This window comes from Candidatus Rokuibacteriota bacterium (assembly GCA_016209385.1).
Taxonomy (GTDB): domain Bacteria; phylum Methylomirabilota; class Methylomirabilia; order Rokubacteriales; family CSP1-6; genus JACQWB01.
This window is the reverse complement of the sequence record JACQWB010000253.1, coordinates 1-17346: the sequence shown is the minus strand read 5'-3', so window position 1 is coordinate 17346 and position 17346 is coordinate 1. Positions and strand designations below refer to the sequence as shown.

Annotated in this window: 14 protein-coding genes, 1 tRNA gene and 2 pseudogenes; 11 read left to right on the top strand and 6 right to left on the bottom strand. The window is 64.5% G+C overall.

Annotated features, from left to right (window positions below; all coding sequences use genetic code 11):
• Positions 1-23: 23 nt before the first annotated feature.
• From HY726_18895 to HY726_18875, 5 genes and pseudogenes are all read left to right on the top strand, one after another.
• The gene (locus HY726_18895) at positions 24-185 is read left to right on the top strand and encodes a PD-(D/E)XK nuclease family protein (protein ID MBI4611061.1); all 162 of its coding nucleotides are present in this window, start codon (positions 24-26) and stop codon (positions 183-185) included.
• A 522-nt stretch (positions 186-707) separates the two neighbouring features.
• The gene (locus HY726_18890) at positions 708-2018 is read left to right on the top strand and encodes an exo-alpha-sialidase (protein ID MBI4611060.1); all 1311 of its coding nucleotides are present in this window, start codon (positions 708-710) and stop codon (positions 2016-2018) included.
• 204 nt (positions 2019-2222) lie between these two features.
• Entirely contained in the window at positions 2223-2771 is a 549-nt protein-coding gene (locus tag HY726_18885) for a hypothetical protein (GenBank protein MBI4611059.1), read from the top strand.
• A 584-nt stretch (positions 2772-3355) separates the two neighbouring features.
• A pseudogene (locus HY726_18880) lies at positions 3356-3991 on the top strand (plasmid pRiA4b ORF-3 family protein).
• Between the two features lie 442 nt (positions 3992-4433).
• A complete protein-coding gene (locus HY726_18875) occupies positions 4434-4709 on the top strand; it encodes an integration host factor subunit beta (GenBank protein ID MBI4611058.1) in 276 nt (91 codons plus the stop codon).
• A 313-nt stretch (positions 4710-5022) separates the two neighbouring features.
• Here the strand turns inward: HY726_18875 and HY726_18870 are convergent, their stop codons facing one another.
• Complete coding sequence (locus tag HY726_18870; GenBank protein MBI4611057.1) at positions 5023-5343, bottom strand: hypothetical protein; 321 nt, start codon at positions 5341-5343, stop codon at positions 5023-5025.
• A gap of 481 nt (positions 5344-5824) precedes the next feature.
• Between HY726_18870 and HY726_18865 the strand changes: the two genes are divergently transcribed.
• On the top strand, positions 5825-6982 hold the full coding sequence (locus tag HY726_18865; protein MBI4611056.1) for a tyrosine-type recombinase/integrase: 1158 nt from the start codon (positions 5825-5827) through the stop codon (positions 6980-6982).
• Between the two features lie 12 nt (positions 6983-6994).
• Positions 6995-7070 (top strand) — tRNA-Val (locus tag HY726_18860).
• Positions 7071-7369: 299 nt separating this feature from the next.
• Here the strand turns inward: HY726_18860 and HY726_18855 are convergent.
• The 5 genes and pseudogenes from HY726_18855 to HY726_18835 form a co-directional block, all read right to left on the bottom strand.
• Complete coding sequence (locus tag HY726_18855; protein MBI4611055.1) at positions 7370-7828, bottom strand: helix-turn-helix domain-containing protein; 459 nt, start codon at positions 7826-7828, stop codon at positions 7370-7372.
• Between the two features lie 22 nt (positions 7829-7850).
• A complete protein-coding gene (locus HY726_18850) occupies positions 7851-8459 on the bottom strand; it encodes an RES domain-containing protein (protein ID MBI4611054.1) in 609 nt (202 codons plus the stop codon).
• 176 nt (positions 8460-8635) lie between these two features.
• Complete coding sequence (locus tag HY726_18845; GenBank protein MBI4611053.1) at positions 8636-9574, bottom strand: site-specific integrase; 939 nt, start codon at positions 9572-9574, stop codon at positions 8636-8638.
• A gap of 1056 nt (positions 9575-10630) precedes the next feature.
• Positions 10631-11371 (bottom strand): ATP-binding protein, encoded by a 741-nt coding sequence (locus HY726_18840; GenBank protein ID MBI4611052.1) that lies wholly within the window; start codon positions 11369-11371, stop codon positions 10631-10633.
• A gap of 278 nt (positions 11372-11649) precedes the next feature.
• Positions 11650-13193, bottom strand: a pseudogene (locus HY726_18835) (IS21 family transposase).
• A 633-nt stretch (positions 13194-13826) separates the two neighbouring features.
• Between HY726_18835 and HY726_18830 the strand changes: the two are divergent.
• The 4 genes from HY726_18830 to HY726_18815 form a co-directional block, all read left to right on the top strand.
• Entirely contained in the window at positions 13827-14612 is a 786-nt protein-coding gene (locus HY726_18830; GenBank protein MBI4611051.1) for a transcriptional regulator, read from the top strand.
• Positions 14613-14616: 4 nt separating this feature from the next.
• Positions 14617-15456 carry a nucleotidyl transferase AbiEii/AbiGii toxin family protein gene (locus tag HY726_18825; protein MBI4611050.1) on the top strand — a complete coding sequence of 280 codons (840 nt, stop codon included), beginning with the start codon at positions 14617-14619 and terminating at the stop codon, positions 15454-15456.
• Positions 15457-16034: 578 nt separating this feature from the next.
• A complete protein-coding gene (locus tag HY726_18820; protein ID MBI4611049.1) occupies positions 16035-16376 on the top strand; it encodes a hypothetical protein in 342 nt (113 codons plus the stop codon).
• Positions 16377-17107: 731 nt separating this feature from the next.
• The coding region (locus HY726_18815) for a hypothetical protein (protein MBI4611048.1) at positions 17108-17346 on the top strand (239 nt) is incomplete at its 3' end.

Sequence of the window (17346 nt, the reverse complement as noted above, 5' to 3'; positions counted from 1 at the left end):
TCCTGGAGTCCGGCCTGGTGGGCATGCACACGCCAGCCGGCGAGGACCTGGCCGAGGCCGAAGAAGCCATTCACGCCGCGGCCGCCGGCATCCGCGCCCGGGAATTCACCGCGACCCCCGCCTACCAGGTCTGCCGCACCTGCGCCTACACCCAGATCTGCCCCAGCACCGCCACGCGGGAGTAGCTATCGCACGCGTGCTTGTCGGTGCCCGGCGGCCATGGCTCGTGTCATACGACGACGTTCCCCAGATCCGCGCCTTATACCGGGGATATCGTCACCGCGTGTATCGCCTGAGCTACACGGCGCGGGACCGTTATGAGGGCGTCGAGATCATGTTCTTCAGTCATGATTTGGCAATGCCTGCGCTCCGAGATCCAGTATCGGTCAGTGAGCACCACATGAACCGAGCCAACTCGAGAAGACGAGTAGACGCCATACCCGTCCGAATGGCTGAGCACCGTCGCACAACAGGGAGGACTGCCTAGCGCTGGCCCGGGTAATAGACTTCCTGCGCACGCTCTAAAGCCGCATTGGATTTTACGCAATCAACACCGGACTCGCAGCAAAGATCCTAGAACAGACCGATCTCGGGACTTTCCTTTTGAGGGGGGCGCAACAGGCTGCGGCGTCCAGGGAGTTACCCCTAGGGGTTGGGATGACCCACACTCGATCCGGGAGTACCTGAAGATACTCCTTGGCGTTTGCGTGCTGCTGGCGGTCGTTCTGAGCGTGGTGTTCGCCCTCGGGCAAGCGCACGCGCCGGGCGTGACATGGGGCGAGAAGATCGAGGTCGCCTCGGGCGGGGGATACCGGGGGCCCTGGCGCATGAATGAGTCGGAGTATGACTACGTCGACGACCCCACCGTGGCCATCAACGAGCGGGGCTTCGTCGCGGTCGCCTGGGCCGATCAGTCCCGGAAGGATATCTTTGTCCAGATGTACGCGCCCGACGGGCACAAGCGGCTCGAGGAACCGGTCAACGTCTCCAGGAGCCCGCGGATCTTCTCCTGGCTTCCCCGAATGCTCATCACCTCCACCGACACGATCGAGGTGTATATCCTCTGGCAGGAGATCGTCTTTTCCGGGGGCTCGCATGGCGGGGAGATCTTTTTCGCGCGGTCGACCGACGGCGGAAAGACCATCAGCGATCCGCTCAACCTCTCGAACGACATCGCCGGGTCCGGCAAAGGGCGTCTCACCCGGCGCTACTGGCACAACGGGAGCCTGGACCTCGCCATGGGCCCCGAGGGCAATCTCTACGCAGCCTGGACGGAGTACGAAGGGACCCTGTGGTTCAGCCGCTCCACCGATCGGGGCCGCCGCTTCTCCCGCCCGGTGCGCATCGCCGGCGGGGGCGACGCAACTCCCGCGCGCGGTCCCTCCCTGGCCGTCGATGCCCGGGGCGATGTGTATCTGGCCTGGACCGTCGGGGAAGACAGGGCTGCGAACATCCGCGTCGCCAAGTCGACCGACGGGGGCCGGTCGTTCGGCGCGCCGCGGATCGTCCTCGAAAGCGGCGGGCACGCCGACGCGCCGAAGATCGCGACGGACCGCAAGGGCGCCGTTCATCTCGCGTACGCGGAAAGTCCGGCCGGCCCCTTCGATCGATATCGCATCCACTACACCCGGTCGCGCGATGGGGGACGCGCCTTCGAGGCGCCGAAGGAGATTTCGAGCCCGCACACGGAGAAGTTCGAGAGCGTCCATTTCCCGGCCCTGAGCGTGGACGGCCGGGACAACCTTTACGTCAGCTGGGAGCTCTTCCCTGGCCGGCGGAACTATCCGGAAGGGCTCGGGTTCACGTATTCCCGCGACGGCGGCCGGACGTTCGCGCCGCCGACGGTTATCCCGGGCAGCGTCGATCCGGCACTCGGCTTCAACGGCAGTCAGCAAGGGTTGCTGATGAGGAAGCTCGCCGTCAACGGGGCAGGGGCGATCGCCATCGTCAACAGCACCTTCAAGAGCAACGAAAGGAGCCGCGTCTGGCTCTTTCGCGGGCAGGCCGCCGGGCGCTGAGCGCCAGGGGGAAATCCGCGAGCATCGTCGGCGAGGGCGCGGTGCTGGTTGAAACGAGGGTCTGCGGAGAACGTCGCCGGCATGGGAGGTCTGGCATGATGGCGGCGGACACGGTGGCTCACGAGGAGACGGTGGTCGTGGAGCCCATCAGAGGGCGCAGCCGCAAGCGCATGAAGTGCTGACCGGTGGCCTGTGGAGACGGCGATGCCACGGAAGCGAGACAAGGGCAATGGTGGATCGCCCGGCGTTTTGGTGTGCGATAGGATCAACCTGAACGAAAGCGGCGTTGGCCAGCGCCTGTTGGAGGTGCTGCAGGAGCTGGTCGTGAGTGGGGAGGCAACGGTACGTGAGCTCCGCGTTGTCGATCGTTACTACTTTTCAGTGTCAGGTCCACCGATCGCTGCGGAGCCGGGCTGGTACATCATCTGCGACGGTGCCCATCGACCGCTCTATGTCGGTACCGCGGGCGACCTGAACTATCGCCTCAATGATCAGGAAGGCACGCTGGACGGGTTCGCGGCCTGGGGTCGCCTTTCCGATCCAGAGCGTAACTTCATCAAGAGGCTAGTCTCGAATGGATTCCTTGATACACTCTCGGCTGTAATCGTGCCGGAGAGGAAGCTCCGTACACGGCTTAACATCGAGGCTCCGCTGAGCAAGCGTGACCGCGCTAACGTCGAGAAGTTTCTTAACATTTTCAGGAGCCACGTCGTCATGAGTCGTGTCAAACCCACCGGTCAAGAGCGCGTCTAAGTTCCGTCTAAATTCAGCAAGCGGCCGATGGCGGGCGGGGCACTTCGTCGCTGCAAGAATGGGCGGCGTTCCGCTGGCGGGCCTGATGCGGAGCTGTAGGCGACGACCGGCATATGCTGGCTCGACCCTACGGGGCCCTGCCGTTCCATATTCCAGTAGCCGAAAGCGCGCGGTTCAACGTGACGGTGCCGTGACAGTCCGAGGGAACAGTTCCTGAATCTTACTGATCTGAGGAATATCGCTTGTTCAACGGCTGTCCGATCGGGCATATCAAGGAGCTGCTTGGCCACGAGCGGCTTGATACGACGTGCCGCTATTACCTCGGCGTTGACGTGAGGGCGGCCAAGGAGGCTCATCGGAAGTTCTTGAGATACGAGTGAGGCAAGTCTGACTGGCCCCGAGAGGAGGCCGGTGGGCGAGGCCGCGGGGATCCGTGGGCCTGGATCGTCCCTGCGCGTCGTACAGACGTTCAGTTACAATTCGCCTGGTGAAGCGGCGGACGTGGGCTTCCAGGAGGGTCACACTGCGTCATGCGGCGAGGGCGCCCATGAGAGAATCGGGATCATCGCTGCTGAGGAGCCACGATGGGGAAGATCATTCCAGGTCGATGGGGCAGCGGCCGAAGCGAGACGTCACCGAGGTCAAAGGCCCGCGGGACGAGGAGCGGCCCGGGGCCTCCCTACTAGCTTAAGATCTCGCTGCTGGAGATCGAACCCGAGATCTGGCGCCGGGTCCTCGTCCCCCGCGGGGTGCGCCTGGACCGGTTGCACGAGATCTTCCAGGTCGCGATGGGCTGGACCAACAGTCACCTGCACGAGTTCAGGGTGGGAGACACCCGCTACGGTGAGCCAGATCCCGAGTACGACGAGAGGGACGTTCGGGACGAGCGGAGCGTCCGGCTGTTCGAGGTCGCCCCCGGGGTGAACGACTCGTTCCTCTATGAGTACGACTTTGAAGACAGCTGGGAGCACCTGGTGGTGGTCGAGAAGATCCTGACGCGGCCGGAAGGCGCCGGAGACCTCCCGGTCTGTCTGGCCGGTGCACGAGCCTGTCCGCCAGAGGATTGCGGTGGCGTCCCACGGTACGAGAGCTTTCTTCAGGCGATCGGTGACCCCACGCACGAGGAGCATCAGGCCATGCTCACGTGGGTCGGTGGGAGCTTCCACCCGGAAGCCTTTGACCTGAAGAGCGTCAACAGACTCTTGCAACGGATGAGGTAAGGCCTATCGGGCGCCGGCGCCATGATGCGGGATGACGAGCCCGTGCGGGTCGAGTGCTATGCCGGTGGCCGCGGAGAGGAGACGCCACGTCGTTTCTGGACGGGCAGTGGGTGGGCAGAACTGACGGTCCTGGATCGCTGGGTCAGCGAGGCCGCCGAGGGAGGGAACCGGCTCCGGTGGTTCAGAGTTCGTGTCGAAGAGGAGAGGGTCTTGTGTACTTGGACGAAGGGTTGGACGCTTGGTTCTATGACGCGAAAACCACATGAGCGGGGTCCAGGACCTTATCCCCAGGCTTCTTGGGCGGTCGGTGGAAAACCCTGTGGGTGAAAGGAGGGAGGCCCTGCTGAACCGAGCTGAAGAGCACCTTGCTCACTTTTGAGCCAGTGGCACGGAGAGGGGGCAACGTCCGGCCGGACCCCGTTGTGCGCGCGAGAGCTGGATCATGACGAAGGCTGACCTGATCGACGAACTGTCGAAGGTATGTAAACTGACCAAAAGGGAAAGCGAGACGATCGTCGAGACGGTCTTTGACAGCATCACCGAAGCGTTGGCTCGGGGCGACAAGGTCGAGCTCCGGGGTTTCGGGAACTTCAGGATCCGTCAGCGCAGGGCTCGCAGGGGACGGAACCCGAAAACCGGGACCATGGTCAGCGTGCCCGCCAAGCGCGTCCCGCTCTTCAAGGTGGGGCAAGAGCTGCGAGAACTCGTCAACGCCTGAATGCCGCTGCGGTCAGGGGGCGAATGTGAGACCTGGTTCCAGGCGACGGAGAGGGGAGGGCCGGAAAGAGGTGGCCCCACCGGGTAGCCAGGGAGTAGCCAGCGGGAGCCAAAACCGGCCGAACTCCCCCGAATCCAGCCAAAAGGACTGAGGCCCGCAAAGCCTGATCTGGCGAGGAGTTTCCGAAGTTACCCGAACTCCGCCCCAGTGGGTAGAATCCGGGTCTAGCGCACTCTCAATCTGAAAACACGCAGCTGTTTGGGGCGGGACGCGAGCGACTCGCCCGCCGATCGGTGGCAGGCCGCGTCCCTTGTCAGGTCGAGCGGGAACGATCCCAGCGGCACCCCTGCCAGGAATGGATTACCCCATGGTCCCTGCACTGGGGACATTCCCAGTGAAGCTCGGGCGGCTCGACCCGGCGGGCGACGACAATGGATCCCGCGCACGGTCTCCGCCCGGGCCGGCGCCGGCAGTTGACCCCGGAGATCCCGGTGGCACCGGGGGGAATGGCGCTCCCGAACTCGACGAGGCTGCGGATGAACCGCGCCATCCGCCGGCCTGGGCCGGGGATTAAGGGGTCCTCCTCCGCACCCTCCAGGTGATGCGGATCGGTCACATAGGTCAGTCGTCTCATCGTTGGCCTTCGGAGTTTTCGCCCTGCCCGCCCACATCCGGCCGCGACAGCGTTAGCATTAGCAGAGACTCTACCAAGGAATACCGTGAAATCAATGGATTCCCATTGGGACTACGAGTAGATATCCCCTTGGTTCGTAACTGATCCGAACATCAGGATGTTCTGGCCTCCCGCCCCCGCCATCTCCAGCTTCAGAAAAGGTCGCCCAGGCCAAGTCGGGGCCTTGATGAGCCACTCCCACGGTTCGGCTCTCACCCCCGGCGGGCTCCGCGACTGTCTTCAAATGGATACAATTGACCTCCCCACGCATCCGGCCATACGTTGGTTACGTACTGGCGCGCAGAATGCGGAGAGGAGCCACGGCCGGAACTGTAAGCGAGGGAGACGTAGTGGGGAAGCGGAAAGCTCGGACGCATTCGGCGGCTCAAGTACAGAACGGTATGGTCAACCGCGAACTCTCCGTAGAAAGGAGGAGAACCGGATGAGCAAGACGAGTCTATCGGCCCCTGCTGGCCGCGCCAAACCTGGGAGCGGCCATCTCTTTCACCGGAAACTCCCGAATGGCACTCGGGGGCGGGTCTGGTGGATGAAGTACTACGTCCACGGTCGCCCGCGGTGCGAGAGTACTGGAACAAAGAACGAGGCCGAAGCCCGCCGGGTGCTCCAACAACGCCTCGCCGCGGTCGCTAAAGGGGAGCCAGTTCTCCCTCGGGTAGACCGCATCAAGTACGATGAGGTCGCCCAGGATCTCCGAGACTACTACGCGGCCAACGGCGACCGGAGCCTCGCGGAGGCCGGGTACCGACTCGCACACCTCGGCCGATTCTTCAGAGGGCGGCGGATCGCGATGCTCACCGCTGCCGACGTGACCCGGTACGTCCTGAAGCGACAGGCCAAGGAAGCCGCCAACGGCACGATCAACCGGGAACTGGCGGTGCTCAACCGGATGCTCCGGCTGGCCTACGAGAACCAGAAGCTCACGCGGCTGCCTGTCCTCCGCAAGCTCAAGGAGGCCGCCCCGCGGCAAGGATTCTTCGAGCGCGACCAGTACGAGGCAGTGTGCAGGCATCTCCCCGGCGATCTTCAAGTCGCCCTTGGGATCGCCTATGCCTTCGGCTGGCGGATGCAGAGCGAGGTCCTGATGCTCGAGCGGCGCCACTTCGACCTGGAGGCGGGGACGCTTCGGCTAGACCCCGGCACGACCAAGAACGCCGACGGGCGAGTGGTGTACCTCCCGGCCGACCTCAAGGCGGAGCTCGCCGCCCAGGTTGAGCGGGTGCGAGCCCAGGAGCGCCGTCTTGGCCGCATCATCCCGTTTCTCTTCCCGCATCTGCGGGGCCCGTACGTCGGGCGGCAGATCCGTGACTTCCGCCGCGCGTGGGCGACGGCCTGCAAGGCCGCGGGCGTCCCGGGGATGCTCCGCCATGACTGCCGCCGCACCGCCGTCAGGAACATGGTCAACGCCGGGATCCCCGAGCGCGTGGCCATGACGATCACGGGCCACAAGACGCGCGCCGTCTTCGACCGCTACCACATCGTCAGCCCCGGGGACCTGCAGGAGGCCGCCCGCAAGATGATGGGGTACACTTTTGGGGTACACTCGGGGGTCCCGGTTGACAGCCGTCCCCTAAGTGTGTAACTTTCCAGACACGGACGATTAGCTCAGTTGGCAGAGCGCTGGCCTCACATGCCAGAGGTCACTGGTTCAAGTCCAGTATCGTCCACCATGGAAATCAAATACTTGCGGGGCGGGCCACCGAGCCCGCCCCCTCTGTTATGCCCGTCGTTATGCCCGCGAGCGGCCGAGCACGGGCATCGAACTGGAGCACGCTGGGCGTGAACCCCGGGTTGGACTTGTCCCCACGGCTTCCTCCGCCGGGGTCACAGGTGGCGCGCCCGCTGCGTAGTGTCTACATCCTAGGTGAGGTCGTCGGCACCGAAGTAAGATTCCGTGGAACACGGTGATTTAGGGCTGTGCCGGACAAAAAGGCCGGAAATACTGGAGAGTGCTGGCCTCTGCTTCGCCTTAAGCGTACTCAGCGTTAAGTAGGCGTTCGAGCAGATGTCGTACTGCACGATAGCCAATCTCATTAGAGAGCACGTCAACAGGGCGATCATTGTAAAGGTCTTCGTGAGGCTCGCCGAAAAAGCGCGTCATTTCCTTAGGAGTGAGCCGATCGCCTACTGCGGCGACGAGTTCGGCGAGCCGCGCGAGCGTTCGCGCTTCGCGGGGCGAGGGCTGCCCATGGCCACGCTCCCACCGGGAAACACTCACGAGACTCACATTCAACCATTGCGCAAGCTGCTGCTGGCTGAGCGCAAGTTGCCTTCTGAGTTGCACAAGCTCCTTTGTGGAAAGATCCCGAACCTTTGCGCGAGGCACTTCGGCTCCTAGAGGACCCGGAGTTGCATGCTGCTCGCGCAGCTTTTTCAAGTCTCCCGCAACATGCTGCAAACGATCTAGAACCTTTGACGTCGTGCCCATACGCCCCTCGCACTGATCGATGTCATGGCCGGTAGGCGTTGCGCCGGACCGTTTCAACCCAGTTCGGCCCTCGCGTGGCTCTGATCTCGTCGAGAACGACGGAAAGGCGAGAACGTTGTGGGTCCCCATCCTCGCCAAGAATCTCCAGGACCGCCCCATGCTCCAGGCGCCCCACAGAGGCATTTTCGAGGAAAAGCACGAGGTTCACGCCGTCAGGGCGATCCATGCGCGAGGGGTACCAAATCCCTTGGGCCCCGACCGCCCGGGCGGCCCTGGCCACCAAGAGCCGGGCTTGATGGGTTGGGTCCCCGAGAATTTTAGGCCCGAGAATCTCCTCCTCCGTCAGTCCGATCACGCTGCGTTCCCCCTCCTCGCACAGGTTGATGCCCTCGGTGAGCCGAACAGCCACTCGAAGCAGGCGGAAGCCCTCGCCGGTGACTTCACGGATGCCCTGGGAGGCCTCGAAGATGGCCGTGTGCGGTCTGAGTGAGAGATACGAGGTCGGTGGATCCGGCAAGACGTGGAAACGACCGACATCGGCGAATGACCTGAGAAGGTCAGGTCTGGAGCGGGGCACGACGCGGAAGACCTCACTCGGTTGCCCACCCGACGCGATGCGAACGCTTCGCACGAAGGACCTCCGGTGACCCAGGGAAGGAACTCGAATTCCATGCGCTTAGCATAAGACGCGTCATTTTACTTGTCAATTGGAATAAAGACCTGTCTCCCCGGCGGCGGGATAAGGCCGAATCTCTCCAAAAATCAAAGGGTTAGATGAGGAGGGCCACTGGCTCACCTCGGCAGTGGTCACCGGCTCGGCGCCGGCCGCATCGCTGAATTCTTCCGAGGCTTTCCGAGACCCCCCCGGGGTATCCGGCCCGGCGTTATGCCCGCCGTCATGCCCGTGAGCTTCTGGGCCGCTTCCCGGAGATCCCCGGGGCTCACGATGTGGTAGCGGTCGAAGACGGAACGGGTCTTGTGCCCGCTGATGGTCATCGCGACCCGCTCGGGAATCCCGGCGTTGACCATGTTCCGCACGGCCGTTCGACGGAAGTCGTGGCGGAGTTTCCCCACCAGGCTGGCTTTCTTACAGGCCGTGTGCCAGCGCCGCTTGAAATCCTGAATGCGTGTCCCTCGACGTCGCCCCCGAAGGTGGGGGAAGAGGTAAGGGATGATCCTGCCGGTCTGCCGCTCGAGGGCGCGGACGCGCTCCACCTGGGCGACGAGGAGGGCCCTCAACTCCGGGGTCAGGTAGACCAAGCGTCCTTCATCATTCTTCGTTGTCCCCGGCTCGAGGCGGAGGGTCCCGGCCTCGAGGTCCAGCTGGCGCCGCTCGAGCGCCAACACCTCGCTCTGCATCCGCCAGCCGAAGGTGTACGCGAGGCTCACCGCGACCTGAAGGTCTGGGGGCAGACGTCGCCGCACGGCCTGGAAGTCCTCCGCCTCGAAGAATCCCTGCCGGGGCCCGTGCTCCTTGAGCTGGCGGATCAGGGGCAGGCGCAGGAGTTTTCCGTTCTCGTAGGCGAGCCTCAGCATGCGGTTCAGGATCGCCAGTTCCCGGTTGATGGTGACGTTGGAGGCGCCCTCGGCTTGGCGCTTCAGGGCATACGTGGTGACGTCGGCCGGGCCAAGTCCCGCAACTTTCCGGGCGGAGAAGAACGCCCGGAGGTGCGTAAGCCGGAAGTCCGCCTCGTCCACGTCACGAGCCCCCGTCGTCTGGTAGTGGCGGCGAAGATCCTCGGCCACCTCGTCGACCGAATCCGGTCGGCCCGTGGGAGGATCGGCTGTCCCGTCGCGACCCGGCCTTCGCGCTCCTTCAAGAACCGGGGGGCAAGGATCTCATTCGCAGTCCCCGTGCTTTCGCGGATCGGCCGACCGTCCCGGTAGTACTTCACCCACCAGATCTGCCCGGGTTTACCGTCTCGCGACTTCTGCTTGTAGAGGAACCCCATCCGCCCTTCCCCCAGCGTCCGCACCCTCGGCATTGATAGAGAGGTCGCTGCCGGCGCCGGACTGCCCCAAGCATACGGCCAACGGAGCTGCCGAGGGGATGTGCAAAATTTCAGACAGGTGAAGGGCTCCAGACGTTCCCAAAGGTCAGGACGCGCGGACAGCCCTGGCTCCGTGAGCAAGGGTTCGCGTCCCAGAAGGGGGACTGGTCTCATAAGCCTTCTTGCGAACTGACGCCCCTCGGGAAGTGGCCAACTTGCCGAGGGGTTTTTCGTTGGCTCCTTGGCTCGCGGGGGCCGGTTTTGGGTGAGTTTCAGGCCCTCGCGGGCACATTCTCGGGCACACCAACGGGAACACGCTCCGAGCGCTCGCGGGGCCCGGATCGGGCGGACTGTGGAGACCTTCTTCTGATCGCTCGTAGTGGTGGGAGCGCTGGCGTGACGGGCCTGCGCGCGTTGTCCTGAATGCGTTGTGACCGCTAGAGAGCACAGGACTGTCGGCGGTTCAATCCCGTTCCTGCCCACCCGTTCTTTCTGGCACTTACACGGAGCCGATCAGCGCGGGGAGAAGGCCGGTGCCGGTTTTGGTGCCGGTTAGTTAGTTTCCCCTGAATCCCAGGTCCGGGGACACTTCCCTCCGCGAACGCGATCCTTGCAATCCCCGACCCCCCAACGCCCCTCGCGAACCACTGGCGGAAAACCCCTCGGCAATCTGGGACGGGTTTTGGCCGCTGGCGAGCACATCTATGGGCGCATTGCGTATTTCGGCGATCGTGATCACCCAGATCGCTCCATCGTGATCACTTGGATCGGGCATCATGATCGGAGCGAAGCGACGCTGGGCAGTCGGTGGCTAACTCTCGAGCTTCCCCTCCTTTCTCCGTGAGGGTCCTTTTAGCACGATCCGGTGGGCGTTGTGAAGCAGTCGATCGCAGATGGCGTCGGCCAGGGTCGGGTCCCCCACATAGTCATGCCACTGCGCCGGGGGGAGCTGGCTGGTGACGATGGTGGAGCGGGTGCCGGAGCGGTCCTCGAGGATCTCCAGGACATCGCGGCGCTCGGCCTCCCCGAGCGGGACGAGCCCCCAGTCGTCGAGGACCAGGACCTCGACGCGGGCGAGCTGGCCGAGGAGCCGGACATAGGTGCCGTCGGCCCGGGCCAGGGCGCAGGCGTGGTAGAGGCGGGAGGCCCGCCAGTAGCGGGCGCGGTAGCCCTTGCGACAGGTCTGATTCGCCAGGGCGCAGGTGAGAAAGGTCTTGCCCACACCGGTGGCCCCGCAGATCAAGACCTGCTGGTGCTCCTCCACCCAGCGGCAGCTGGCGAGCTGCCGGATGAGGGCCTTGTCGAGTTCCCGCCTGGCCGGGTAGTCAATGGCTTCGATGCACGCGAGGGGCAGCTTGAGCTTCGCCTCTTGGAGAGCCCGGGTGAGGCGCTTGTTCTCCCGCGCGCGCCACTCGGCGTCGACGAGCAAGGCGAAGCGTTCGTCGAAGCTGAGGGCCGACAGCTCGGCGTCCTGCTGCTGGGCGGTCCAGGCCGCCGCCAGGGCCGTGAGCTTGAGGGCCTGGAGTTGCTCGAGGGTTTGGCTGTTGAGCATCGTCGCCTCCTTCCGGATGAGCCGATTGGGGACCCGGGGGCCCTCGCCTGAGGGCGCCAGGGCGTGTCGGGCGGTGGACCCCGCGGCGCGCGGGAGGTGCGCCCGAGGGTCGAAGCGCCGATTTCTGCGGGTCGGCGCGTTGGGGGCGAGGGCCTGGGCGCCTCCAGGAGCGCGTTCGATGAGGGCGGCCATATTCCAGTACCCCCTCTACTGGGCTTGGGGACCCGGCCCGGCGGTGGTCGACGCCTCGACGCCCTCCCCCCCGCCGGCCGGTCTTGGTAGTACTCCCGGCCGCGCACGTGCTCGTGCACCGGGGTCGGGCGGCTGGAGGACGGCGCGGCCTCAGGGAGCGGGAGCCGCTCCAGGCCGTGCTTGAGGATCGAGTCGACATGCCGGTAGGAGCGGGCGCCGGCGGCCAGCGCTCGCCCCGAGGCGGCCTCCAGGCGGGCCTCGCCGTAGCGCCGGCCGAGCCGCATGAGCCCCAGACAGGAGCGGTAGCCCTGCTCGGGATGCGGCCGATCGGCCAGGATCGCCTCGACGAGCGCCTGGGTCTGGCGCCCGATCCGGCCGGCCCACTCCGTCAGGCGGGAGGGGGTCCACTCGAGGTGGTGCTGATGCGCGCGGGGCATGTGCTCGGGGCAGGTGGTGTGGCGCCCGGGGGTGTCGTCGCGGACATGGGCGGCCACGCGCTGCCCCGTGTGGGAAAACACTCGACCGTCGTCGCGGTTACCCGGACATCGACCACCTCGTGGACGAGGGGAAAGGGGACCGAGTAGTAGTGCCGACGGATCTCGACGTGGTAGTCGATGTTGACCCGGGCGGTCTTCCACTCCGCGTAGACGAACGGCTCGGCGGGCAGCGGCCGCAGCGCGGGGCGGTCCAGCCGCTCGAACAGCTCCCGCCGGCTTGCCTGGTAGAGCCGCATCGGGCGGTCATTGAGTTCGTGGAGCCACTCAGCGATCCGGGCGTTGAGCGCGCGCAAGGCGAAGAACTGCTCGTGGCGGAGGCGGGCGAGGATCCACCGCTCGGCGACTTGCACGGCCACTTCGATTTTCGCCTTGTCCCGGGGCTTCGCCGGCCGGGCCGGCAGGATCACGGTGCCGTAGTGCTGGGCGAACTCCTCATAGGTGCGCTGCAGACCCGGCTCGTAGGGGCACGGGCGGACGACGCCACTCTTCAGCTGGTCCGGGACCACGGCGGCGGTGACCCCGCCGAAGAAGGCGAAGGTGCGCTGGTGGCTGGCGATCCAGTCAGGGACCTGCTGGGTGCGGGTCGCCTCGGCGTAGGTGTAGTTGGAGGCGCCGAGGACCGCCACAAAGAGTTCGACCTCGATCACCTCACCATGGGTCGGGTCGATGAGTCGGGGCTTCTTCCCGGCGTAATCGACGAAGCACTTCTCCCCGGCGCGGTGGACCTGCCGCATGGACAGGCCCCGGCGCTGGAGCCAGCGTCGGTAGATGTCGCAGAACCGGGTGTAGCGGTACCCGTCGGGGTGCTGCTCGAGGTACTCGAGGGGGAGGAGCTCCAGGGTCACGCCGGGCTTGCGCCGCTCGGCGTGCAGAGAGACGCAGTCCGGCTGGGGCCGATGCCGCGTGCCCGCCGCCTCCGGCTGGCCGTACAGCCGGGCCTCCAGCGCGTCGTCAGCGAGCGCCTGGACCTGGGCCCAATCCAGCCCGGCGGCCCGGGCCCGGAGCACGGTGGTGCCCACGGCGCCGTTGCTGATCCCCAGGCTGCGGGCCACCTCCCGGTGGCTCCGCCCCAGGGCCCACTTCTGCCGCAGGATCTCTCGGGTGTGTCGCATGGACAGTCGCTCGGTCGCCATTGCCTCCCTTTCTGGGAGGCTGGCGCCTCCGACCGCCCTGCGTCGCTATCTCCGGGCCACCCTCCCGGGACAGGATGCCCCACCCGGCGGGTGATCACGATGACCGATCTCGGTGATCACGACACCGATCCCGGTGATCATGATCAACTGATCTGGGTGATCATGATGCGCTGATCCGAGTGATCACGATGGACCGAAACGCGCAGTCACTTCTTGACTTATCAGGCAAACCATAGGTGGAGCAGCGGCCGGGTTTTTCCTCCTCTTTGATCTTAAAACGGACATGGGGCGGTCCCTCGGCCTCGCCTGCGGGCCGGTGCTCGCAGGCGCCGCGTCAATCCCGGCGCGGCAGCCGTTCAGGAGGTGCTGCCATACTATCCGGCCGCGCTTGGCCACGAGGTCGGAGACTTCTAGCTCAACCCGGTGCCCCGCCGGGCTTCAGGGAGCAAGCTGCTCCTGCCCAAGGTTGTAATATTGTTGTTGCAAATCGTGCCTTCAAAGGGCACGAATTGATTCAATGATATAACAAAGGCTTGATTTGATTATATTTATGGTGCAGAATGTGCCCTACGAGGGCACGAATTGCGCAAGAAAGGCACCGCTATCCTGAAGACCCTGGGGCGCCGGGCCGCCATGCTGGTTACGGCGCTCCACGAGCGCAACCGGACCCTTTTTACCGTCGAGGACGTGGCGGCCATCACAGGGCTCGGGGAGGCCTCCGCCCGGAGCTTCGCCCGGAAGCTGGTCGACCGGGGTGTCGCCGCACGCCTCAAGCCTGGCCTCTTCGTGCTGGTCCCCTTCGAGCTGGGGCGGGAGCGCGAGTACCTGGGGGATCCGCTGCTCGTGGCGCGGGCCCTCGCAGGCGGTGCCGCCTACTACCTCTCCCACGGCACGGCCATGGAGATCCACCAGATGGTCACCCAGCCGCGGCTGGTGGTTTACGTACGTACGCCCAAGCTGATCCGATCCCGGATGATCGGCGGGACCGAGTTCCGATTTGTCCACTGCAAGCGACGAGACCTGTTCGGGATCGAGCCACACTGGGTCACTAAGCAGGAGACGGTCCAGGTAAGCGATATCGACCGCACGGTGATCGACGGGCTCCGGCATCCAGAGTACTGCGGTGGGCTGACCGAGGTGGCGAAGGGGCTCTGGATCCAGCGAGAGAAGATCCAGGTCTCCGCGCTTGTGGAGTATGCGCTCCGCCTCGACGTGGGAGCAGTCGTCGGACGGCTTGGCTTTCTGCTCGAGCTCTACGGGATGGCGACGCCCGAGGCGCTCAGGGTGCTCCAACGCCGCCTTGGCTCCGCGTACGTTCTTCTCGACCCGGTGCTCCCGCGGGAAGGGAAGTATCTCCGCCGGTGGAGATTGCGCCTGAACGTCAGCCCGGACGAGCTTCGCGCCGTCCCCGCGGCCTGATCCCGTGATCCCGCAGCGCAATCTCTCTCTTCTCTCGAACCGCCTGGCCCGGGCCGGTGGGCGACGCATCCCTGAGGCCGTCCTCGAGCGGGACTACTGCCTCTCTTGGTTCCTGGTGGGGCTATCCCGGAGCCCTCTCCGCGAGCGCCTCGCGTTCAAGGGCGGGACCGCCCTCAAGAAGTGTTACTTTCCCGACTACCGCTTCTCCGAGGACCTGGACTTCACGCTGGTCGAGCCTCTCGGGTTTGAAACGATCCAAAGGGAGCTGGAAGAGCCCTTCGCGGTTGCCCACCGGGCATCCGGAGTGATCTTGAGGTACGCGAGGGAAGATCGCCATCCGCATGCGAACAGCTATACCTTCTACCTGGGCTATGAAGGCCCGCTGCCGGGCGGCCCTGCTGGCAAAGAGGTCAAGGTGGATATCACGATCCGGGAGGAAGTGGTCTTCCGGATCGAGCAGCGCCCCGTCCTGCGGGGCTATCCCGAATACGACGACCTGCCCGAGGATGCGAGGATCAGGGCCTACTCGCTCCCGGAGATCGCGGCGGAGAAGGTGGTGGCTCTCCTCGACCGGGCCCGGAACGAGCCCCGGGATCTCTACGACCTCTGGCACCTGATGGAGCACGGGCACGTGGCCGTCGCCCAGGCCATGGACGCCGTCGGCCGCAAGCTGGCAGCGCGGCAGCAAGACCTCCGAGGCCTTCGGGGAGTCCTTCGCAAGAAGGAGCCGCGCTACCGCCGGCTGTGGGGGACCCGGCTCTCCGCCCAGGTGGCGACGCTGCCGGACTTCGACGGGGTCTTCCGCGCGGTCCGGCGCGCGCTCCGGCAGGTCGGGGTTACGTGAGTATCTCGCGAGGTAGGGCAGACCTTCGTGGCAGCTCCGAACGAAGAGGCTGGTGACTATGATCGGGTTCTTTAGACGGCCGACTTTTGGCAGGGCGTCTTCGCGACGTTGCTTGGGACGCTTCTCGGATTTCTTCTCGCCATCGGGTGGGATCTCTTGAAAGACTGGAGGACGGAGACCAGGGAACGAGAACGGGCGATGAGGCTGGTCCGGGATGAAATCGGCACGAATGTCGCCCTTCTAGAATCGATCCGGGAGCACTTAGTCGAAGATTCTCAGCTCGCCAAGGAGGGAAAGCTTCGAGTCGATGCCCTGCCGATGCTACCAACGCAGGCGTGGCAGGCTACTCGTTTGGCAGGAAGTATCTCGGCATTACCTAGACAGTCCAGGGAAATCGGACAAACCTACCATAGAATCGCGGTCCTGAACCAAAGGCTCCAGGCTCGAGAACTTTTCAAGATCACGGCGCAGCCTTCTCAGTAACTTCAACGAACAGCGGGCGCTGATAAACGCGGGCCTGCTTCGGGAGGTTGACGAGATTCTCGACCGGCTCAGGAAACACTGAAAGGAGGCGGGTGATGGCGACCCATCGCTGGCAGAACGACGTGCACTACTACGAGTACTCGCCCGACTCGCCTGAGCGGTATGAGGGAATGGACGCCTTCAAGGTCTCAGAGGCGTACATTTACGCTCAACCGGATAGCTCAGTCGCGTTCGGGATCGTGATGGTGATCAGCGGGCGCGACCTCCTCGGTGGCATCACCATGGAGCAGGCGATCAACACAGCACGAGACCTGCTCCATAACATGGTGAAGCCCGACCTGGCCGGGAACCATTACGATGACGCCAAGAAGCTCACGGAGAGCAAGACGCTGCTCTACACCTGGAACGGGCAGTTTATTCGGCAGGCCTTGCCGTGATTGCAGTCGTGGCCGGAAGCATGCAGATCAGAACATCACGGGCTCGCGATTATGCGAATTTCGCCACGCGCGGCGTGCGGGCCTAGTTTTGGGCTGTCTTGGGTTTTCTGAGCGAACTGAGGAACGCCAGCGCAACAGGGGCCCGGCGCCAGGATTTTGCTAATAGATTGCTAACGTGTGACGCTGGCCCAATATGAGAAGACAAGAAAGACGATGAGATAGGGGATGCGTCACGTTTCGTCGTTTTTCTTGTTTCTCCATGGTTTCGGTGATATCGCGGAAACTCATAACCCAAAGGTCGCTGGTTCAAATCCAGCCCCCGCAACCAGTTCTGGCGAGGGGTTACGGTTCACGCCGTAGCCCCTTTGGTTTTCCAGCCCAACGGTCGGGTTTTGGGTTGACGGGCGTCCCCAACCGCGACGCCGAGCCCAATCACGCGGTGACCGCTCACCCAAGGGCCCCGGTTCCAGCCCCCGCAACCCCACAAGCAGCGAAAACCAAGAGATCGAATCGGTCGCCCCCCAATGACTTGCGGCAGCACCTTCGGTTAGTGATCCATCAGTCGCCGACCAGCGCGGCGGAGAGCGCGAGGTCTGGATGCAGATCGCCGGGCAGCGGGGGTACGTCATCTCAAGGCCCTATGCTCCTGGCGCCCTCACCCTCCCCGAGGCCTATCCAGGGGTATGCACTCGAATGGTGCAGTCTGGTGCACAATGGTGTAATATAGTGACATGGCTGAAGCAGAAAGATCTGTTCGTCAAAGCGTGTCTATCCCGACCGGTATCGCCAAGCGTGTGCGCGCGCTGGCCAAGACGAGGAAGACGAGCGCCAATCGCGTGCTCGTAGATTTGATCGAAGCCGGTCTTCAATCCAAAGAAGCCGAGAAGGAACGTTTCTTTTCGCTCGTGAATCGACTTACGGAATCTCGAGACGCTGCCGAACGGAAGCGATTGAAAGAAGAACTCGCGCG